At 41.4% G+C, this 22,281-nt stretch carries 16 protein-coding genes, 3 tRNA genes and 1 pseudogene; 3 read left to right on the forward strand and 17 right to left on the reverse strand.

All coding sequences use genetic code 11. The annotated features are described in order from the left end of the window. Nucleotides 1-63: 63 nt before the first annotated feature. The 4 genes from D0T20_RS04530 to D0T20_RS04545 form a co-directional block, all read right to left on the reverse strand. Nucleotides 64-1,323, reverse strand: a complete 1,260-nt coding sequence (locus D0T20_RS04530) for a Na+/H+ antiporter NhaA (RefSeq protein ID WP_116438517.1) — start codon at nt 1,321-1,323, stop codon at nt 64-66. A gap of 151 nt (nt 1,324-1,474) precedes the next feature. Further along, nucleotides 1,475-1,547, reverse strand: a tRNA-Ala gene (locus D0T20_RS04535). Between the two features lie 122 nt (nt 1,548-1,669). Beyond that, nucleotides 1,670-2,881 carry a hypothetical protein gene (locus D0T20_RS04540; protein ID WP_116438518.1) on the reverse strand — a complete coding sequence of 404 codons (1,212 nt, stop codon included), beginning with the start codon at nt 2,879-2,881 and terminating at the stop codon, nt 1,670-1,672. A 104-nt stretch (nt 2,882-2,985) separates the two neighbouring features. Further along, entirely contained in the window at nt 2,986-3,981 is a 996-nt protein-coding gene (locus tag D0T20_RS04545; RefSeq protein ID WP_016635855.1) for a DMT family transporter, read from the reverse strand. Between the two features lie 611 nt (nt 3,982-4,592). Here D0T20_RS04545 and D0T20_RS04550 point away from each other — a divergent pair. Continuing rightward, nucleotides 4,593-4,997 carry a pyridoxamine 5'-phosphate oxidase family protein gene (locus D0T20_RS04550; RefSeq protein WP_016806710.1) on the forward strand — a complete coding sequence of 135 codons (405 nt, stop codon included), beginning with the start codon at nt 4,593-4,595 and terminating at the stop codon, nt 4,995-4,997. Nucleotides 4,998-5,178: 181 nt separating this feature from the next. On the opposite strand, the gene D0T20_RS04555 is transcribed toward D0T20_RS04550, so the two are convergent. The 6 genes from D0T20_RS04555 to D0T20_RS04580 all read right to left on the reverse strand — a co-directional run bounded on the left by D0T20_RS04555 (nt 5,179) and on the right by D0T20_RS04580 (nt 9,271). Then, nucleotides 5,179-5,628 carry a DUF3021 family protein gene (locus D0T20_RS04555; RefSeq protein ID WP_032813214.1) on the reverse strand — a complete coding sequence of 150 codons (450 nt, stop codon included), beginning with the start codon at nt 5,626-5,628 and terminating at the stop codon, nt 5,179-5,181. Between the two features lie 68 nt (nt 5,629-5,696). Continuing rightward, nucleotides 5,697-6,218: a LytTR family DNA-binding domain-containing protein gene (locus D0T20_RS04560; RefSeq protein WP_016797538.1), complete on the reverse strand. Its 522-nt coding sequence runs from the start codon at nt 6,216-6,218 to the stop codon at nt 5,697-5,699. A gap of 178 nt (nt 6,219-6,396) precedes the next feature. Beyond that, nucleotides 6,397-7,218, reverse strand: coding sequence for a histidine phosphatase family protein (locus D0T20_RS04565; protein WP_060785516.1), 822 nt, complete (start codon nt 7,216-7,218; stop codon nt 6,397-6,399). Between the two features lie 24 nt (nt 7,219-7,242). Further along, nucleotides 7,243-7,659 (reverse strand): ribosome silencing factor, encoded by a 417-nt coding sequence (rsfS, locus tag D0T20_RS04570; RefSeq protein WP_116438519.1) that lies wholly within the window; start codon nt 7,657-7,659, stop codon nt 7,243-7,245. A gap of 61 nt (nt 7,660-7,720) precedes the next feature. Beyond that, on the reverse strand, nt 7,721-9,130 hold the full coding sequence (gene glmU / locus D0T20_RS04575) for a bifunctional UDP-N-acetylglucosamine diphosphorylase/glucosamine-1-phosphate N-acetyltransferase GlmU (RefSeq protein ID WP_116438520.1): 1,410 nt from the start codon (nt 9,128-9,130) through the stop codon (nt 7,721-7,723). 68 nt (nt 9,131-9,198) lie between these two features. After that, a tRNA-Arg gene (locus D0T20_RS04580) sits at nt 9,199-9,271 on the reverse strand. A 269-nt stretch (nt 9,272-9,540) separates the two neighbouring features. On the opposite strand from D0T20_RS04580, the gene D0T20_RS04585 reads away from it, so the two are divergent. Next, a tRNA-Leu gene (locus D0T20_RS04585) sits at nt 9,541-9,614 on the forward strand. A gap of 158 nt (nt 9,615-9,772) precedes the next feature. On the opposite strand, the gene pyk is transcribed toward D0T20_RS04585, so the two are convergent. From pyk to D0T20_RS04615, 5 genes and pseudogenes are all read right to left on the reverse strand, one after another. Next, nucleotides 9,773-11,212: a pyruvate kinase gene (gene pyk / locus D0T20_RS04590; RefSeq protein WP_032813212.1), complete on the reverse strand. Its 1,440-nt coding sequence runs from the start codon at nt 11,210-11,212 to the stop codon at nt 9,773-9,775. Nucleotides 11,213-11,653: 441 nt separating this feature from the next. After that, nucleotides 11,654-13,267 (reverse strand): annotated as a pseudogene (locus D0T20_RS04595) (InlB B-repeat-containing protein). Nucleotides 13,268-13,825: 558 nt separating this feature from the next. Continuing rightward, nucleotides 13,826-15,940 carry an excinuclease ABC subunit UvrB gene (gene uvrB / locus D0T20_RS04605; RefSeq protein ID WP_116438521.1) on the reverse strand — a complete coding sequence of 705 codons (2,115 nt, stop codon included), beginning with the start codon at nt 15,938-15,940 and terminating at the stop codon, nt 13,826-13,828. 98 nt (nt 15,941-16,038) lie between these two features. Continuing rightward, entirely contained in the window at nt 16,039-16,728 is a 690-nt protein-coding gene (gene coaE / locus D0T20_RS04610) for a dephospho-CoA kinase (protein WP_116438522.1), read from the reverse strand. 55 nt (nt 16,729-16,783) lie between these two features. Further along, entirely contained in the window at nt 16,784-17,308 is a 525-nt protein-coding gene (locus tag D0T20_RS04615; RefSeq protein ID WP_016833167.1) for a GNAT family N-acetyltransferase, read from the reverse strand. Between the two features lie 530 nt (nt 17,309-17,838). Here D0T20_RS04615 and D0T20_RS04620 point away from each other — a divergent pair. Continuing rightward, nucleotides 17,839-20,019 (forward strand): sialidase family protein, encoded by a 2,181-nt coding sequence (locus tag D0T20_RS04620; protein ID WP_116438523.1) that lies wholly within the window; start codon nt 17,839-17,841, stop codon nt 20,017-20,019. A gap of 142 nt (nt 20,020-20,161) precedes the next feature. Here D0T20_RS04620 and D0T20_RS04625 read toward each other — a convergent pair whose 3' ends face one another. Together D0T20_RS04625 and rpsA are read right to left on the reverse strand one after the other, a co-directional pair. Beyond that, entirely contained in the window at nt 20,162-20,491 is a 330-nt protein-coding gene (locus D0T20_RS04625) for a TM2 domain-containing protein (RefSeq protein WP_116438524.1), read from the reverse strand. Between the two features lie 161 nt (nt 20,492-20,652). After that, nucleotides 20,653-22,158 carry a 30S ribosomal protein S1 gene (rpsA, locus tag D0T20_RS04630; protein ID WP_004130522.1) on the reverse strand — a complete coding sequence of 502 codons (1,506 nt, stop codon included), beginning with the start codon at nt 22,156-22,158 and terminating at the stop codon, nt 20,653-20,655. Nucleotides 22,159-22,281: the final 123 nt, after the last annotated feature.

Raw genomic sequence — 22,281 nt, forward strand, 5'->3', positions numbered from 1 at the left:
AAAACAGACTAAATCACTCTAAATCACTCTAAATCACTCTAAATCACTCTAAATCACTCTAAATCACTCTTCAATATCGTCTAATTCTTCTTCCATATGATTCGATTGCTTTGCAAGCAAGAATCCAGAAACAGCAGCCGCAATAATAGACGCCACTAGTACGCCGAATCGCGCTTCGCCCGAAAGATCCGCATCGCTGTACGCAAGCGAAGCGATTAACAAAGACACAGTAAAGCCAATTCCGCACGCGCATGCTGTAGGCAAAAGGTCGCGAACGCGCAAATCGTCTGGAACGCGCAAGCCAATAACTTTCTTAGCAAGCCAAGCTGTAATCATAATTCCAAGAGGCTTTCCAACAACTAGCGCAATCGTAATCGCAATTAGTATTGGAGACAAAAACAGCTGCCAAGTCAATGTTTCAAAATGAACTCCAGTTGCAAAAAGCGCAAAAACTGGCAGCGCAAACAAAGAAGACAAAGGCTGAATTTTCTGGCGATACCTTTCGGCCCTAAGCGACTTTTCGCCGTGAACAAGATGCGCAGGAGTTAGCAAACCAACCATTACGCCTGCAAGAGTTGGGTGAACGCCAGCTTGATACATCATAACCCACGCAAGCAAGCCAACAAGAGCCACAACAGGCCATGGAACGCGCTTTAATCGCACAAGCATAGTCCACACTAATCCGCATAAAACAACGCCTACAAACCAATACCATGCGTTAAGCGAAGAGAAGAACACTGCGATTAACGCAATTCCAAGAAGGTCGTCGACTGTAGCCAGAGTCATTAAAAATGCGCGCAATGCTTTAGGAAGCGTTTTAGCAAAAAGCGCAAGAACAGCCAGCGAGAATGCTATATCTGTTGCCGTAGGAATAGCCCAACCGTCGCGAACCATTTCTAAAGATGGAAGCGCTCCAGAAGTAAGTCGCATAATCTCTTGACCAGCGTGCAACTCCGAGAATATTGTAACAGTTCCAACAAAAAGAATCGGCGGAACAATCATGCCGCCAACAGCGCAAATCATTGGCATTGCTGCAGCGCGCGGGTCTCTAAGGGATCCTGCAATAAGCTCGTGTTTTAAGTCTAAACCAACTGTAAGGAAGAAAATAGTTAGCACGCCGTCTTGAACCCAGTGGCTAATCGACATGTGAATGTTGGTGTATGGAATTCCGATTTGCGTGTGAGAAACAGCTTCAAAAATAGGCGACGCAAATGGCAAATTTGCAAGCATTAATCCAGCTAAAGCAAATCCGAGCATAATCAACCCAGACGTACGCTCATTATTGGCTATTTTGCATGCCACTTTCCACGCGCGCTTTAACATGCTGAATTATCTCCTATAAGTTTTAAGTTAAGTTTTAAGTTTAGAATGCTTGTGCAAAATACGTTACATGCACTAGGACTTACAAGTATATAAGATACGTATCGAAATATAACAAAAACGCCACTCCGATTAGAAGTGACGTTTCAAATTGTGGAGCTAGGGGGATTCGAACCCCCGACCCCCTCCATGCCATGGAGATGCGCTACCAGCTGCGCCATAGCCCCGTTTTAGTTGTACAGCTCAAACGAACCTTTGATAGAATACAACAGATTTTGCTGCCAACCAAACTCGGCGTGTCGTATACGGCGTTTTTGGCAGCTATTTCTATTCGCCGACTATTCGTCGACTATTCGCCGCCACCTGATTGCTGCGAGCCAGATTCGCCTTGTTGTGCAGCAGATCCGCCACTCGCTCCGTTAGATGAAAGCGACGACGAAGACGAAGAGTCGCCAGAAACCGAAGAATCGCCTTTAGACCCGCGCGCACCAGAATCCGCTCCAGAAACACCAGAATCTCCAGAGCTTTGCTCGCCAGAACCTGCATTAGACTCATTTGAATCTAAAGAAGAAGAGGAGGAAGACCCTTCGTGAGTCTTTTTATCTTGCTTTTCGCTAGAATTCTTGCTCGAAGAATCTTTTCCTTCTTTTCCTTCTTTGCCGTCTTCGCCTTCTTTGCTGTCTTTACTATCTTGCGCGTCTTGAGAGTCTTTTTGCGCGTCTTGCGAGTTCTTATCTTGATTTTGAACGCCATTATTCTGGCCGTTTTGTCGCATTGGATTATTTTGATTCTGGCCATTATTCTGTTCTGTATTTTGGCCAGAAGGCACTAAATTATCTGTGCCCTTTCCTTGAGTAAACAGAAGCACAACGCCAGCAGTAAGAAGAACAGCCGCGAGCGCGCTCAAAATAGCAATAACAATCGTAAGCTTCTTATACTTCGCTTCACTATTTGCGTAATAACTACCGCCACCTAATTCGCGTTTAGCGTCGTTAAGAGTAAGAATCGAGTCTTCGTCTCCTTCCGAAAGCTCATTATCTTCTTCTTTTAGTTTTCTTAAGGAAGATAATTCCATAACACTCGTGCTTTCGGCATTAAGTGCTTGCGATTCCCCCGATTTTGCGTTTTGCGAACTTAAAGAATCAACATCACGTAAAGAATCGCCAGCAACATTTGCAACATTTGTATTAGAAGCCATTGCAACAACTCTTCTAGCTTGTTTTTCTTTGCTCGAATCAATCATATTATTGTAAACTTCGTATTCTTTAGGCATATCATCCTCTAATGCAATAAAACGCGCATTATTTACCACTTTAGTGTCATCTTCTTCATAGCGGCTTGAACCTGACTTTAGCGCAGAAGAAGACTGTATCTTTTTAGAAGACGCGTGAATAACATTTTGATAAAGTTGCGATGCTACAGCAGAGACAATCGAACCTATTGCAACGCCAATAACAGACCCCGCAATACCAATTTTTGACGAAAGCAAAAACGCCGTCACAGCTGCAAGAGAGCCAGCTAGAACTTGCGTAAATGATATTCCCTTAAAGAAGTTCTTCACAAGCACACCTTAAAAATCGTTATCTACCACTATTCGCTGAGCAATATACACCAATTAGTAATCACCAAAAATATTCGCTAATTAGTATTCAAATTGACTACTACTTAGATTGTAGATGCTGGCGCAGATGCCACTTTTGCTTTAGATTTATAAGCGCTCTGCTTTTTTCTTGCTTTTATAAGCTCAATATGCTCTGCCAAACTTGCAAGAAGAATCGCAGCAAAAATCAACGCAAATCCAACAAAAGCCATGCTTGTTACTCGCTCATTGTAAAGAATGCTAGAAAATAGCAATGTAAACAAGCATTCTGTGCACATAATCACAGAAGCGTTAGCTGTAGAAAGATAAATCAGCGTGTAGTTTTGAATAACTTGAGCAACAACAGTTACTATCACTATAAGATAGAACATGTTTGTAAATGTAATCCAATTATCTTCGGCATTAAAGTTAGGCAAAGGCTCGCTTATTGCAGCTCCGCACAAAAATAGAACTCCAGAAACACTAAACTGGCCGAATGTTAAAGCAACGGGATTGTACTGCCTAGAGTAATACGCTAAGTATGTTAAGTTAAACGCAAAAACAGCCGCGCAAATAAGAGTTAAAACATCTCCGTGAGAAAGCGTAAGAACAAGCAAGCCTGGCTTTAGCGCAACGAATCCAACGCCCACAACGCATGTTAAAGCAGCAATAATTCCTAAAAGCGTTGGCTTCTTTTTAATAATCATCCACGCGGAAAATGGCGCTATAACGCAATATGCAGCTGTAAGAAAAGCGCTTCTGCCTGGATCAATCCACCTTAATCCTTCTGTTTGCGTAACTAAAGACGCGTAGTATGTAACGCCCGTTAAAAGCGAAGGAATTATTAGCTTTTTAGTAAAATTTTTGCGAATCGTCTTAAAGAAAACCACGCCCATTATTATGCACGCTCCAAGCATGCGAACCCCCATAAGCCATTGCGGCGTGAATACCTCTAGAGCGTATTTAGACGATACGTAACTTCCGCCCCAAATTGCGGCGCATAAGAGCAACATGATTCGCGCAATGTTTACGGTAATTCGATTATTCTGCCTTGGTTGAACAGCGCTATTTATTTCACTCATGTCACTCCCCTCATTATTGCAAACAACAAGGCTATAGCATTAAATTTTTCTTTAAGTTAGCTAAATTGCCTTATAAACTTTATAGAATAGCCACAAAAACAAGAAAAGTACAACCCATTGGCGTTCCTTCGGAAAATTTACTACTTTATTGCGAAATCAGCACTTGATAGCACGCTATTGCCTTAATATTTACGATTCATGATTTAGGTAGTGCGTTTGTATCAAAAAACACCAAAATTCGGTACAATCGCACTACGTATTCGTTAGATTTGTCTCGCTGGTGAGACAAATGTTACGTTTTTTGGCTTAAATCCGTTACATTTGCATCATTGATGAGACATTTGTTACGTTTTTAGCTGTAAAAACGTAACAAATGTATTACGCGCACTACAAATATAACGCAACTACTATTATCCCTGTGTTGAGCAACACAAAGCGGAACTCTTAGCATTATGCAATTAGTGATTTATGTCACAAGTTTACGCATTTTTACAAAAATGCATCGATTTTTAAGCCTTTATATGCACGATTGCGCGTAATCTTAAAAGTGATTGAATCATAATCATATGATTGCGCGATTGCACAATAATCAGTTGAAGAAAGGACTCAACATGGCAACTCTTAGTGAAGATATGAAGACTTTTATTGAGAACAATTTGGCTTGGATTGCAACGATTAGCAAAGATGGCGAGCTTGATCTTGGCCCAAAGATGTCGATGTTTGTTCTAGACAATAATCACCTTGCTTACCACGAGCGCACTGCAGGTCAGCATTTTAAGAACTTGCAAGACGGCAGCCAGCTTGTTGTTGCAGTTGCAAATTTGGCAGAAAAGAAGGGCTATCGCTTCCGCGGAACTGTTACACTTCACACGGATGACGCGATTTACAACGAGCAGGTTCGCGTTGCAGAAGAAAAGGGCACAAAGAAGCCTGCTGCTGTTCCTGTTATGGAGATTAATGAGATTCAGGATTTGACTTCTGGAGCTAATGCTGGAAAGACAATTGCTAAAGATTAGTCAAAATACTAATTTTTAGCAAAAATCTAGCAAAACGCCGAATAAATTATGACCATTCTATGACGCGTTTTAGAATAGCGAGTGGCGTTCTTCTTCAAAGGCGAAGATGAACACCACTCAATTTTTATTTGATTATTTTATTTACTTAAATTTTTACTTAAATTATTTAATTGTCACTAATTTACTTGCTTTCTTTACGCAATTCGCGCAATCTAGCGTTCATTTCTTTCGCTTTCTTCTTCTCGAAGTAATAAATTATTGCAGCAATAGGAATCGGTAAAATAACAGTGAACGCAATCCATCCGCAAATCACCGCTGGATCATCTTTAAATGAAATCCATCCAACAATCACAGACACAATAAATTGAATAGCAATTGGAGGAACTAGCGCAAAAACGAACTTTGCAAGATTTGACATGCGTTCATTCGACCAAAAAATAGCGAACACTCCATATCCTATGCCTATAACAAACGCGGCTACAGCATAAGATGCAATTCTGTTTCCAACCGCGCTATGTGCTAACAGGCTTGAAACAAAAGACATTACTGTAAAAATAGTGCACCCTATGCCAATGCCTCTAACAATGTTTTTTACCATTGTTTTACCAAAAGTTGTAACTTGCTTTTCCATAATAATCGTTTCCTTTTTAAGTATTAAAAAATTACTATTAAAAATTAGTATTAAAAATACGCTTAAAACTACATTCCCAAGCGCTTTTTGAACGAGCTCAAGCATCTGCGACTAATCCACTCAACGCTTCCGTCGTCCATTTTTACGCTCATACTTCCGCCGAATCCTGGATCAACTCGAACAATGCGATTTAAGTTCACGATTGCGGATTTAGATATGCGCACAAACGACGCGAATTGCGGATTATCAAAATCCATTAGACGCTTGTAAGACACGCACTCGCCTTTATCACTGTGAATGATTACGCGCGAATTTTCTACGCAAATCATAATCACATCTGGCTCGTGCATAACAATAATCGAATCATTAATATAACCATATATGAATGAATTATTATTGCTATTTGCCGCATTCGCAGTATTATTTTCGGCAATATCAGTATTATTTTCAGCATTGCTTGATTTTGCATCTTTAGAATCAATGCTTTGCAAATTGGCTATAATGCGTTTAAGGTTATCGTCAATATTGTGAACTGACAATTGAACGCACTGCTCTTCTTCTGGCGGCACAATAGCAATCGTTACTTTCATCAGGCCCCCTTTCGTATACTACCGTTAGCGTTTACTAGCTTTTGCTAACTTTTCTTAGCTTTTGCCAGCTTTCTGTTTTGTAATTTTGACTATACGGCACTGTAAATAATCTGTCTTTACAAAACCACTAAACGGTAGTTTTAGGAATACAAGCGGCAAAAAGGAGAAATTATGCCGCTTAAGCTGCACCCCAAATGCGAATAAGACGCTGGCTTGTAGGGTCTGCTGCAGGACCTTGATCGTAAGCATCCAAACGCCAATGAATTGAGCCATCCGCATTAAGGCTTGGAATTAAACGCGCCCAACGGCCGTTTCCCATTCCGCCAATCGTCTTATAAGAAGGATCTACCTTGTCTAATCCAAGAAGCTTATGAACAGTTTGAGAAAGGCAAGATCCGTGCGAAAACACTAGTAAATCGCGGTCTGAGCCAGTTTTGCGCGCCCAATCTTCTACAGCTTTCGCAGCGCGCTCGCCAACTTCTTGCTTAGTTTCTGCACCGTGATTAAGCTCTCCACCTTCGCCTTTTACCCAAGCATTAAAATCTTCAGGCCATTTTTCGCTAATTTGCTGGCGATTAAGGCCTTCCCACTCGCCAAAAAAGCGCTCGCGCACGCCATCTTCAACGTGAACATTAAGACCAATCTTATCTGCAAAAGCATGAGCCGTTTGCTGTGCGCGAATAAGCGGCGAAACAATGGCAACAAAACTTGCATCGGCTTCTTCTGGCGTAATGCGCACGTGCTCCTGGCTATTTGGATTCTTTGGGTCTTCTAAGTCGGAAGCTCCAAAAAGCACTCGCAAAGCCTTACCAGAGCGAGTCACCTGGTCTATTCCAGACTCATCTAAAGCAATATCAATCATGCCTTGAAGTCTAAATTGTGCATTATAAGGTGTCTGACCGTGGCGAACAAGCATCACAGAACGCGCAATACCTTCGTGAGCGCTGTTTTTATTTGCATTATGCGCAATTTGCGTTGCGCTTTCAACAAAATCCACCATTATCTTGCGCTACCTTTCAAACTCTTAATCGCCATTTTGTGCATCATCGTCATCGCCACGCACATCATCATCATGCTCTGGAAGTTGCAAATCAATTGCAGGGCAATCATTCCACAAGCGCTCAAGGCGATAAAACTCGCGTGCTTCCTCGTGCATAATATGAACCACAAAGTCGCCAAAATCAAGCAAAATCCACTGTGCTAGTTCTAAGCCTTCTCGAGATAAAGCTTTACGCTTATTGTCTTTTAAGTACAAGTCTTTTTCGATTTCTTCGCTAACAGCTAAGACTTGACGCTCGTTAGATGCAGAAACAACCAGCATTGCGTCTGTAATTCCAAGCAGATTGCTAACGTCAAAAGCTTGGCAATTAGTGGCTTTTAACCTATCGGCTGCAGCCGCAGCAATCCTAATCGCGTTAACAGAGCTTTCTAAAGCTGCCATTGTTTCTCCTTAACTATCGAACTATCAAACTAGCGAACTATCGAACTATCAAACCAGCGAACTATCGCTCCCAAGCTGGCTTCCAGCCTTCTACAACATGCTGAGTATTTTCCGAATACACCATGGAATCCGCTGGAACATCGTGACGCACAACAGAGCCTGCACCCGTTGTAACTCCATCTCCAACAGTAACGGGAGCTACAAACAGGTTTCCTGCACCAACATGCGCGTTAGAGCCAATAGTCGTGTGATTCTTATGCACGCCGTCGTAGTTTGCTGTAATAGTTCCACCGCCGATGTTCGTGTGCTCACCCAAATCAGCGTCGCCCATATAGCTCAAGTGCGGAACCTTAGTGCCGTTTCCAATATGCGCTTTCTTCATTTCCACAAACGCGCCCGCTTTGCTCTCCTCGCCAAGCACATTTCCTGGTCGCAAATACGTCCACGGACCAATATTTGCAGCGCGGCAAATATGCGATTCTTGCACACGCGAGCGCTCCACAACCGCGTCTTCATCTACTTGCGCATCAATAAGCGTAGTGTACGGCCCTACAACAGCGCCGCTTTTAACAGTTGTATGCCCTTGCAAGAAGCAGCCTGGAAGAACCGTAACATCTTCTTGCAAAACAACATCGTCTTCAATCCACGTAGTATCTGGATCTAAAATAGTCACGCCTTCAAGCATCCACTTTTCGCAAACGCGCTTGTTATATGCTTTTGCAAGCGCAGATAACTGAACGCGCGTATTTACGCCTTCTACAATCAACGAATCTGCGGCCGCCATTGCTCCAACACGCCCCATTGCGCGAGCGTGCTCTAGCGCATCTGTTAAGTAGAACTCGCCTTGAGCGTTCTTTGAATCAAGGTTTTCTATAGCATCGCTAAGCACTGCAGCGTCGAACACATACACAGATGTGTTAACTTCCTTAATCGCAAGCTCTTCTGCATTAGCGTCTTTGTGCTCAACAATTCGCAGAACATCGCCATTTTCGCCGCGCACAATTCGCCCGTAGCCAGTGGCATCGTCTAAAACAGCAGTTAAAACAGTTGCCGCGTTTCCTTGATTATTGTGAAAATCGATTAACGATTGCAATGTTTGCGTATCTAAAAGTGGCATATCACTTGCCGCAATTACCACAGAACCTTTAAGTGCACTGCCATATTGCTGCTTTGAAGATTCGTTAAGATCTTGCATTGCGCACTGCACAGCCCTGCCAGTTCCAGGCTTATCGTCTTGATTTACAATCCGCACAGCGTTGTTGTAGCTTTGTGCAGCGGCCGAAACTCGTTGCGCTTGAGCGTGCACTACAACAGCAAGTTCCTTAGGGTTTACGCCTGCCATTGCGTCCATTACGCGATTTAAGAACGTTTTTCCCGCAAACTTGTGCAACACTTTCGGCGTTGTTGAACGCATGCGCGTCCCATCACCTGCTGCCAGAATTATTGCTGCGGCTACATTATGATTTTCCACACGCGCTCCTTATTTTGCATAATACGTGCCGAAAGATTTTTCAACACAAACATAAGAGCAAAGCAAAGTGCCCCCGACGCGATTCGAACGCGCAACCAACGGATTAGAAGGCCGTTGCTCTATCCATTGAGCTACAGAGGCGCAAGTTGCAATTATACCAAAATTCTTACACCAACACACCCAATCTTAAATAATTTGCAAATTAATATTTCTGTTTTGTGGGGTTTGTATTCTGTTTTGATTCCGTTTTGATTTATTGCATTTTACTTTGGGTTTTTAGCGAGCGGTTGCTTGCGATTCTTCCGCACGTTTGCAACTCGCTTTTTTACGCGCAACACGCGGTATATTTGATTACTCTACAAAATGTGGTATAGTCGTCAAGTCGCGTTAAAACGCGGATAATTTAAGATGCCCCTGTATCCCAATTGGTAGAGGAAACAGCCTCAAAATCTGTGCAGTGTGAGTTCGAGTCTCACCGGGGGCACGTGCACAACGCCGCTTACATTCTAAGCGGCGTTTTTGTTATCTTCTCTCTCACGCGATTTTGGCCTATAACACGATTATAAAAAACGCGCACCCAGAAAGGATGCGCGTTTAGAAAACTAACGATTAACTAGCAATCAACTAGCAATCAACTAGCGATTAATCGCAAGCACCAACGGTGTGAACGTAAATAGAGTCGGTACGACCAGCCTGGCGCTCACCCTGAGCAGTGCTCAAAACAACAATCTTGTCGCCGTCTTCAACCTTGCCAGCTTCACGAAGAACCTTGTCGGTGAAGATCATAAGATCGTGACGGTTCATATCGTGGTAGTCCTCGCTAATCAAGAAGCCTTCAGTGCCCCAGCTCAAAGCCAACCAGTGATAAGTGTGCTCATTGTTGGTCAAGCCATAGATTGGAGCAGCTGGACGCTCGCGAGAAATGCGATGAACGGTACGACCAGTTTGCGTGTAAGCAACAATCGCCTTAGCGTTGAGCTTGTCTGCCAAGTCAACAGCTGCAGAAGAAACTGCACCCGTGCTAGACATGTCAAGCTCCACAGATGGAATGCGATCGTAACCGTTTTCAGTAGCGTATTGAGAAATACGAGACATGGTCTGAACGGTAACTGCTGGATACTTGCCGACTGCAGTCTCGTTAGAGGTCATAGTTGCATCGGCGCCGTCAAGAACAGCGTTAGCGCAATCAGAAGCCTCTGCGCGAGTTGGAACTGGAGAGTTAACCATAGATCCAAGAACTTCGGTAGCAACGATTACTGGCTTTGCGTATTGGCGAGAAAGCTCAATGCAGCGCTTGGTAACGAGTGGAACCTGCTCAAGTGGCATCTCCACTGCCATATCTCCACGAGCAACCATAATGCCATCGAAGGTCTTAACAATCTCTTCCAAGTTTGCAACAGCCTGTGGCTTCTCAATCTTTGCAACGATTGGAATGCGGCGGCCTTCTTCGTCCATGATTTCGTGAGCACGATCAATATCGGTAGCAAAACGCACGAACGACATAGCAATAATGTCTGCACCCGTGCGAATAGCCCAACGAAGATCAGACTCATCCTTTTCGGTCAATGCTGGAAGAGAAACGGCAACGCCTGGAAGGTTAATGCCCTTGTGGCTAGAAACTGGGCCAGCAACAACAACCTTAGTGTGTACGTCGTTGCCTTCTACCTTGGTAACCTCAAGACGAACCTTGCCATCATCAATCAAAATTGGATCTCCTGCGTGGCAATCTCCTGGCAAACCCTTGAAGGTTGTGGAAGTGCGATGCTCATCACCCTCAATATCGTCTGTTGTAATAACGAACTCTTGGCCCTCTTCCAAATAAACCTTGTCTTCGCCTTCAGCGTTCTTCTTGAACCAGCCGCAACGAATCTTTGGACCTTGCAAATCAACAAGAGCAGCAACATTACGACCAGTGGTCTTTGAAGCTTCGCGCACATTGTTGTAAACGCGCAAATGATCTTCAGGAGTGCCATGCGAACGGTTTAAGCGAGCAACATCCATGCCAGCTTCAACAAGCTTGGTAATGCCCTCTAACGATTCGGTAGCTGGTCCAATAGTATCAACAATTTTGGCTTTTCTCATAATGCCTGCCTGTTTCCTTTGTTTATTTTTAAATGGGAAAATACCCACTTTCCGAGTAATAGTGTACCAGCAAATTGTGACCTATAGGCAAAACTCACACTTATTTATTTACTACGATTAAACATGACTACATGCGCTCACTGATTAATCACTCTTAACTTGCGATTAGTCACGCTAACTTATTTATACGCGATTAACTTACAATCGACTTACAATCAACAGCACTCACACAACGATTATCGCATACAAGTGAAACTTAAAAGCAAAATCGATAATTTATAAGTTATAACTGACAAAAAGCGCAAAAATCACACTCAAAAAAACCGCACGAACAAGACAAACGACAATACGCACAAACAATAAGGAACACAAAACGATAAGGCGAGCACCGTTTAACCAGTGCCCGCCTTAATTTATTTATGACTTACACAATAGCGCAAACTAGCGCAAATACTTAGCACGCTTGCGATTTAGCACAGCTCCAGCAGCCACAAACAAGCCAAGCACCATAGAGGCGAAGGATGCAAGAGTTACTCCAGAGGCATCCGCACCACTATTTGGCAGCACTCCAGAAAAGCGCGTGCCAGCAGTCCGCGACTTAGCAGAATCACTTCTATTTTCAACACCGTTTACATTGGCAGCTGCACCATTTTCAACACCGTCTGCCAAGCCGTTCGCAGCACCGTTTAACGTTCTATTGTTATTGACGCTGCCGCCTCCAACATTTAATTCAGGATTATCGCTTGAATCTGGTTCAACAATTCCGCCGCCATTGCTGTCGTCATTATCGCCACCATCATCGCTGCCTGTATTCTTCGTAAAGATGGCATATACTGTCAAATCACTATCAACAGTCGTTGTGCCAGTAAATGCTGCACCCTTACCATCTTCCTTAGTATTCCACTCTTTGAAAGTATAACCATCCTTCGTTGGATTCTTCGGCATGGACTGGTCAGCAAACGCATCCGTATCAATAGCCTTACCAGTTTCCACCTTTACCGTTTGAGTCTTATCGCCGTTCTTGAATGTAACCGTATTGCGAATCTGCTTCCACTTGGCAGTAAACACGGTATTAGCATTCAAAGTATACGTATCACCAGGCTTGTATGTATTACCAGCAGCATCTACCCAGTTTAAGAACTGATAATCATCGCGAGTAGGCGCTTGAGAAAGCGTAATTTCTTTACCAGCTATAGTTACTTCGTCTTTAGTGTTTTCATTCTTATTATTAAACACTCCTCCATTGGCGTTAAAAGTCGCACAAGCATTCCACTGCGCGCGAAGTAAAAATATGCCGTCATACAATGGGTCTAGATTGGTATCATTCCATCGCATCCAATCACGACTATAATCAGAAAATGGCGATTTGCTATTCCAGTAGTAGCGTTTGCCTACAATATTTCTTTGTCTATACGAATCAATATCAGGTAACTCGGTAAACCATCCGCCAAATACTAAATTATCTTTTGTTGGATCAGCTGGAAAATCAACCGTATTATCCTTTTTTACCGTATTGACGATTGCATCTGATTGACCGTCAATATTTCCGCCCTTCAAGTCGAATTTAACTCTCATTTGATCTAGCGAAATACGCACAGGCATACTACTATCAACAACTGCTTGAAATTCAGCATAATTCCTAGTTGGTTTAGGATACGTATAATCAGACTCCCACGAAAGATTATAGCCATCAGGAAGCTTTGAAGTATCAACTTTGATAGTTACTTTTTCGCCATTTGCAAAATTACCAACAGTACGTTCACAACTATTATTTAATTGTTTCGCAACTTCAAGTTCTTTCCCCTGACCATCTATAACTGTTATGGGAAGATTTTTCCACATATTTTCCATTTCAGAGCTAAGCTATCCAAGCGCCCCAGGCGTTGTATGACCTTTGCCTAATGTTGCTGCATAATTCATAGATATGCGTAAAGGATGCTTATTAGCATTATTATCTTCAGCAGCCTGAGCTGTCACTTCTCCAGCAAAAAGTCCAATCGTAGCTACAAAAGCAACTGCTAAACTAATAACTTTTTTTATTATTTTATTATTCATTTTATTCCCAACCAAATCACCAAATTAATGATTATAGTAATAATAATTTTTTATTAAATTCAAAAATTTATATAACGCAAATACAAAACTAAAAATGCATGTAAATATGCAAAACCACTAACCTATTTCAATACAAAATAAACAATGTATAAAGTGGTTAGAATATAAAATTATGTTACAAAAAAGACAAAATCACGCTGTCTGTCTGTCTGTCTGTCTGTCTGTCTGTCTGTCTGTCTGTCTGTCTGTCTGTCTGTCTGTCTGTCTGTCTGTCTGTCTGTCTGAGCATGCTCTCTCTAAATCCCTTTGTCAAGTATTTTTCAAAAAAATAAAATAAATTTATTTTTTCACATTAACAAAATTTAGAATATTCCATGGCCGATTCTCTATCAATGCAAAGACATCGCGTGAATCATAGACAATAAATAATCTTTTATTAACATATTCAAATCCCACACTAACCACATCTAACTAGAATACTCAATATTTGACGCATACATTAGCTTATTTATTAGCAATGCTCACTTACCAGCTCACTTATTAGCTCACTCATTACCATCACTTGCTAGCCTCATCCATTTGCCGCAATTCTTTCTTTAGATCGCGGATTTCATCACGCAATCGCGCTGCAAGCTCAAACTGCAACTGTTCTGCAGCAACATGCATTTGCTCGCTCAAATTCTTAATCAAAGACATAATATCGCTTTGTGGCAATGCAGAAATATTCGCCATACGCTTTTCTTTGTTTTGCTGCCCAAGATTCGGCTCTTTTGGCACGCCATAATGCGAGTTCCCAGCCTTATTAGCATTCCTGTAACCGCCTGCTAGCAAAGTTTGAGTATCAACATCCTCTTTAGCAAGCATGTCGTTAACGTCACTAATCTTCTTTCGCAAAGGCTTAGGGTCAATTCCATGCGCCTTGTTATACGCGATTTGCTTTTCGCGGCGGCGCTCCGTCTCGCTAATTGCCTTGCTCATGGCATCCGTAACAGCATCCGCATACATAAGCACAGTTCCCGAAACATTACGAGCAGCGCGACCAATCGTCTGAATAAGCGAGCGGTAAGATCTTAAGAAGCCTTCCTTATCTGCATCCAAAATTGCAACAAGCGAAACTTCTGGCAAATCCAAGCCCTCACGAAGCAAATTAATGCCAACAATCACGTCAATTTTTCCTTCGCGAAGCTCGCGCAAAAGCTCCACTCTGCGCAAAGTATCAACGTCCGAATGCAAATACTCAACTTTAATACCAAGTTCCAAAAAGTAATCAGTTAAGTCTTCCGCCATTTTCTTAGTAAGCGTAGTAACAAGCACGCGCTCATCTTTTGCAACACGCGCCTTGATTTCCGCAAGCAAATCATCAACCTGCCCTTCCACAGGTCGAACCTCAATTTTAGGATCCAGCAAGCCAGTTGGGCGAATAATCTGCTCAACTACGCCATCCGAAAGCCCCAACTCGTAATCTCCAGGCGTTGCAGAAAGATACACAGTTTGACCAACATGCTCCAAAAATTCGTTCCACTTTAACGGGCGATTATCCATTGCCGAAGGCAGCCTAAAGCCATGCTCTACAAGCGTTCTTTTGCGCGAAGCATCTCCCTCATACATAGCTCCGATTTGTGGCACGGTTACATGCGACTCATCTAAAACAAGCAAAAAGTCGTCTGGGAAAAAGTCAAGAAGCGTATGCGGAGGCGTACCTGCCGCGCGACCGTCAAAATGCCTCGAATAATTCTCCACTCCTGGGCATACTCCAACTTGTCGAAGCATCTCTAAATCGTACGTAGTTCGCATTTCCAAACGCTGAGCTTCCAGCAATTTGTTCTGCTTTTTAAGCTGCGCAACTCTCTCATCACGCTCTTTCTCAATCGCCTCCAACGCACGCTCCATGCGCTCAGGACCTGCAATATAGTGAGATGCTGGGAAAATATGAACACTACTCTCCTGGCGAATCACTTCCCCAGTAAGCGGATGCAACATTGTAATTCTGTCGATTTCGTCGCCAAAGAACTCAATTCGCACAGCTAATTCTTCGTAAACTGGAATAATCTCAACCGTATCTCCGCGCACTCTAAAAGTTCCGCGCGTAAACGCAATGTCATTGCGCTTGTATTGCATGCTCACAAACTTGCGTAATAAATCGTCTCGCTCAAGCTGCTGGCCAACGCTCAGCATAAGCATTCGCTCGGCATACTCCTCTGGGGTACCGAGTCCATAAATGCAAGAAACAGTAGCTACAACAACACAATCCCTGCGCGTAAGCAAATTCGCTGTAGCTGCGTGACGAAGACGCTCAACATCGTCGTTAATATTCGAGTCTTTTTCAATATACGTATCTGTTTGCGGAATGTACGCTTCCGGCTGATAGTAATCGTAATAAGACACAAAATAGCTCACAGCATTATCTGGCATAAGCTCGCGAAACTCCGCGCAAAGCTGAGCTGCCAAAGTTTTATTCGGCTCAATAATAAGTGTAGGCCGCTGCAAACGCTCAATCAGCCAAGCGGTTGTAGCAGTTTTACCAGTGCCAGTTGCGCCCATTAAAACAACGTCGTTTTCGCCGTTTTCAATGCGATTTGCTAACTCTTCGATTGCTTGCGGCTGGTCGCCCGAAGGCTTGTATGGCGCTTTTACTACAAAAGGCTTGTTTGTGCGCTGAATTTTATTCGACATTATTTTTCTCCAAGAGCATTAATAGCATCAAGAGCATTTTATTTATTTTACTAAAACCCAACAATCGCGCGGTTGCTGGCGATTTTTCCTTTGGGTATCTAATGCTCCTTACTCATCCACGTTTTAATTTTTGAATCAACGTTTTTAAGCATAACTTCCATAGGCTTTGTAGAATCAACCACAAAATCCGCGATTTTTTTGCGCTCAATCTCTTCAACTTGATTATTTATGCGCTGCTGCGCCTGATTCTGGCTCATTTTGCGCTCGCTTATCATTCGCGCAATGCGAACATCTTTAGGCGCTTCAACTGTAATAATATAGTCAAAACTAAATGGAATGCTGTCAATTACTTGTGCAAGCAGCGGAATATCGTGCACAATAATCGAACTCATACTGCCTAGCGCACTGTGATTTTCTTCAGTACTGCGATTTTCTTCAGAAATTTTATTAACATATTCGCTTATATACTCAACTTCTAAAGTCTTTGCGCAATCATAAATAGCAGGATGAATAAGCGACTCAAGCTTCTTACGATTTTCACAACTCTCGTCGGAGTCTCCAAAAACATGCTTTGCAATAAACTCGCGATTTAAAGAGCCATCATTCTTAACAGCATCTTCCCCAAAAATGCTTACGATTTTCCGCAAGACTACGCTTCCCGGCTCCACCACTTTACGCGCTAAAACATCGTAATCTATAACAAACGCGCCAAGCGAACGCAAATGGTTTACTACAGTAGATTTTCCAGCCGCGATTCCGCCCGTTACAGCAATACGCATCATTGTCATATTTTGATTATAAACGATACATTTCTCACAATAACGTAAGTTTTAATTGACCCAACTAAAACTTCTTATATAGCACGCAGTAAATAGACCCGTAATAAGATTTCCAATTATCGGTTAATAAACTGTATCCAAGCTTATTATAAAAATCTAAAGCAACAGCATTATTATCTTTTTCTGTAGATAAAATTATTGTTTTATATAATTTAAGATTTTCGACTTTCTTCATAAGCGCACTGCCAACGCCTATATGCTGAAACTCAGGATCTACAAACAACTCATTTAGCTCTAAGCTTTGATTGTACCAATCATAATTTTCTGATAAAAATGGCTTAATTTTATTCGCATACCAATTATCTTGTAATAATTCTATGCCATATAAAACACCGATAATACGATTATTCATTGTAGCAACAAGTAAAAGCGCACTATTGTTATCTTTCAAACTATCTAATATGCGCTCACGAACATTATCTATACGATCCAGTTCTTTAGGGAATGCTTTTAGATATAAATCTAAAATTATATTCATATTATCTTTGGCTTCTAAATAATCTAATTTTTTAATTTCAATATTCTTCATAAAAATCCTTTATACAAGCTACTATCCGTATTACAACACAACATATTTAATCGACATATGCATATTTGATTTTACATAACCATCGTTATATAAGTACTAATTATTATTTTCGAAATATTTTCGCTTATATTCACTTAATCAATATAATTTCTTCTTTTTATCATAAAATTCAACATACGTCACATGTCATATGAATGATTTAGAATCTACAGATACGAGGTAATTGTTCTCGCAAACTATAAAGACAAAGATGTAATTTATAGGTAATTACTTATACGCCTTCAATGAAGAAAGGAATATAATGATTGGAACCGCGCATAAAGTTTGTAAAAATATTTTCTCAGCAATTCTTACGTCTGCAACAATTGTGTCACTTAGCATAGGTATAGCATCAGCAACTACCCCCCCCCCCCGAACAAACTGAACCAGTAACATTTACGATTACGCGTACGGATGATTTAAAAAATGATGTTCGAGTTGGAGATACTCTAAGATATAAGCTGACTTACACAAATAACACTAATCACAATGTGACTGTTTGGCCAACTAAAAGTAATCTCACTGCTGTGGCCGTTGAAGGAAATAGTGGTAACTGTAGATGGAGAGATCTACAACCAGGAAAAACTGTATCATGCACGCAAGGATTCCATATAACAGAGAATTCTGACATTAAAGAAAAAGGTTTCACTCCGTCAACCGATTGGAAAATTAGCAAAGATGCAAATGGTAATGAAGTTATATCTACTCCAAAATTAATTGGCGAAAAAGTTACAAATATTAATCCAGTTCCAAGGCCTAGAAAAGACGGGGATCCTATTAGATTAGCAACAATAGGTCAAACTGTAGAAGGACTAACTGGAAAACCTTATTATAGAATACCTGCAATAGCTGAAGCTAACAATGGTTGGATTCTTACAGCTTGGGATTATCGACCAAATGGTGCAGCTGATGCCCCTAATCCAAATTCTATTGTTCAAAGAATATCTAAAGACGGTGGAAAAACTTTTGAAAAAATACAAATCGTAGCAAAAGGAAAAGAAAACTCAAATAAAGATGGACTCTCAAATAAATATGGATTCTCTGACCCTTCATATGTTGTAGACCAAGAAACGGGCAATATTTTCTTATTCTTCGTAAAATCATACGATGGTGGCGTATGGGATTCTACAGCTAGTACAGATAAAAGTGATAGACATATTTTAGACGCTGCTGTTACTTGCTCAAAAGATAACGGTTTAACTTGGAGTGAGCCAAAAGTTATAACTAAAGACATAACTAAATATCCAAAAAATGAACGAGCTAGATTTGCTACTTCTGGGCATGGCATTCAACTAAAATACGGAAAATATAAAGGTCGTTTAATACAACAATATGCAATAGTAAACAGTTCCAATGGAAGTGTGCAAAGAAACAATGAGAAATGGCAAGCCGTATCTGTATACTCTGATGACCATGGAGTAACTTGGAAAGCTGGAAATCCAGTTGGACTAGGTAAAGAACAAAGCCATATGGATGAAAATAAGGTTGTAGAGCTTTCTGATGGAAGAATTATGTTAAACTCTAGACCACATGAAGGCGGTGCAAATAATCATAGAATCATTGCTTTTTCTAATGATGGCGGAGAAACGTATGGTAAAGCATACAAAGATGAGACACTGCCAGATCCAGGTAATAACGCTCAAATAACAAGAGCATTCCCAGATGCTCCAATTGGATCTGATGCAGCTAAAATCCTCTTATATTCATCTTCTTCTGGTTCTGGAAGAGCAAATGGTTTGATACGTGTCTCATATAATGATGGAGAAAGTTGGACAGAAGAAAAGGGATTCAAGAATGGTGCAATGGCTTACTCCACTATTCAAGCTTTAAGCCAAAAAGCAGGAGGCGGTTATGGTCTCCTATATGAGGGCGATAATAATGACATAATGTATACGAGAATTTCTGCTGACTGGTTAAGTATACGTCCTAACATAACCTTAGGTTCCACAACTAAAATCAATCTATCCACCCAAAAGATAAGTCTTCCTGTGGTAAATCCTACGAGTACTAAATATGAAAATATTAAAGTTACGTCTATAAACACAAGTGATTTTACTGCATCAAGCGATTCTGTAACAATCGAAGCAAATAAAACTACATATATTCCTTTGAAAATTGAAGTGCCTAAAACAGCAAAAGTTGGAGATAAACTTACTGCAAAAATTCGTATTGCGTCTGCAAACAAAAATCAAGATCGTTCAAGCACAGAATTATCATTTGAAACGACTATAACTTTAAATGTTGCAAGTGAAACTAAAAATTCTAGTACTCAAACAGATCCTCTACCTAACAATCAATCACATACTGATACACAAACAGGAAAAGATCCTGAAACAACACAATCCGAAGAGGAGATAAATAAGAATAACAATAAACAGAATAGCAGCACATTTAACATAGATAAAGAATATTCTCAAAATTACAGAAAGGATTATTCTAATACAGACGATTCCAGAACGAATTATCATTACTCTTCAAAAGCAAAACAGGATAATTACAGCATTGATAATGAAAATAATGATAAGCGTTATAGTAAATCTGGCAATGCGTTAGCAAATAATAGAGGAATGATGCAAAAAACTGGAATCAACACAACTATTCCTTATGCTTTAATGCTTCTATTAATAGCTATCTCTACAGCATTAATGAAATTAAAAAATATGAAATATTAAAGAATAAGTGTATTTGCTATATTATTCATTTGTTCTAATGTTTCAGGCATAAAAAATAAAAGATGCGTTTTGGAAATTGAATTCTAAAACGCATCTTTTATTTGTAAAATTACTTATAAATCTTAATACTAAATATTTATTTTTAGTCTTTTAACTCAGCACCATCAGCATCTTGATGCCACTTAGTTCCAGGCTTTGAGCAAAGAATCAAAATACCCTCAACCAATGCCCATATTCCCGTAATAATCAACAGGAAACCAAAAGAAAGAACAGAAATAAGCAGCTGTGCAATCGCCTTAGTCTTAAAACCAAGATAAAAATTGTGAATTCCTAATGTGCCTAAGAAAATCGCTAGCAAACCTGCAACAATTTTATTGCGCGAGCTTTCTAAAGTCGCACCAGTGTTCTCCTCACTATTCCCATCGTACGAAGGAAACTGAGCATTTTGCTGATTGTTGTCAAACGTGCTCATAATCTTCACCAATCCTTTTAATAATTATGATTAATGTTTAAAAGCATCATATAATCATGATTCTTAAAAGAGAATTAATTGTACCTATATTTAATTACAAAATTGCCCCGATGATTACTCACCAGGGCAATTGTTAATAAGCGTCTAGTAGAAAGTAGAAACTACTTCTTTTCGCTCAAAAGCTGTTCGCGCAAAGCTGCGAGCTGATCGGAATCAGCTAAAGCACCTTCGTTAGCTGCCTCAGAAGAATAGTTGGAAGCAACTTCTTCCTTCTTTTCTTCCTTAGCTGGCTTCTTTTCTTCAGCTTCTTCACTCTGACCATCAGCGGCTGCGGATTCTGCTGCAGCTGCGAGTTCCTTAGCGGCGAACACCTTGTGCTGCTCCCACAATTCGTGAGCTGCTGCATACTGTGCTTCCCACTCTTCGCGCTGCTGCTCGTAACCAGCAATCCACTCGTTAGTGTTTGGATCGAAGCCTTCTGGGTACTTGTAGTTTCCTTCTTCGTCATACTCAGCTGGCATGCCGTAGAGAGCTGGATCGAAATCTTCAGAATTTGGATCAACAGCCTCGTTAGCCTGCTTCAAGGAGAGCGAGATACGACGACGATCGAGATCTACGTCAATAACCTTAACGAATACTTCTTCGCCACCCTTAACAACAGTTTCTGGGTTCTCTACATGACGGTTAGCAAGCTCGGAAATGTGAACCAAGCCTTCGATGCCGTCTTCAACGGAGATGAACACACCGAACTGAACAATCTTAGTGACCTTGCCCTTAACAACCTGTCCAGGAACATGGGTACGAGCGAAGCGCTGCCATGGATCTTCCTGAGTTGCCTTAAGGGAGAGGGAGATGCGTTCGCGATCGAGATCAACGTCGAGAACCTCAACGGTAACCTTATCGCCAACCTTAACAACCTCGGATGGGTGATCGATGTGCTTCCAGGAAAGCTCGGAAACGTGAATGAGACCGTCAACACCGCCGAGGTCAACAAACGCGCCGAAGTTTACGATAGAAGACACAACGCCTTCGCGAATCTGACCCTTCTTAAGCTGCGAGAGGAAGGTCTCGCGAACTTCGGACTGGGTTTCCTCGAGGAACTGACGACGAGAAAGCACAACATTGTTGCGGTTCTTATCGAGCTCAAGAATCTTAGCCTTAATCTTCTGGCCAATGTATGGGGAAAGATCGCGAACGCGACGCATTTCAACGAGGGAAGCTGGCAAGAAGCCGCGCAAACCGATGTCTACAATCAAGCCGCCCTTAACAGCCTCAATAACGGTACCTTCAACAATGCCGTCTGCATCCTTGATCTTCTCAATGTCACCCCAAGCGCGCTCATACTGTGCACGCTTCTTGGAGAGAATAAGACGTCCTTCCTTGTCTTCCTTAGTTACAACAAGGGCTTCGATGGTGTCGCCAACTTCAACAACATCATCTGGATCAACGTCTTTCTTGATGGAAAGTTCACGGGAAGGGATTACACCTTCAGTTTTGTAGCCGATGTCCAACAATACTTCGTCGTGATCAATCTTTACGACTGTACCTTCAACTAAATCACCATCGTCAAAATTCTTGATGGTTGAATCGACTGCCTTGATGAAGTCTTCTTCGGTGCCAATATCATTAATCGCAACCTTGGCGACTTCGTTATTATTCTCTGCCATTACTTATTAGTGGTTTCTTCTTGGGGTGGATATTACTCGATATTAAATTATAATTTATGCACGCGCACTATGCACGCGCTCTGTCAATGTTATATATAGGCATAGCCAAAATCGCCGTTTTAC

This window comes from Gardnerella piotii (genome assembly GCF_003397585.1).
Taxonomy (GTDB): Bacteria; Actinomycetota; Actinomycetes; order Actinomycetales; family Bifidobacteriaceae; genus Bifidobacterium; species Bifidobacterium piotii.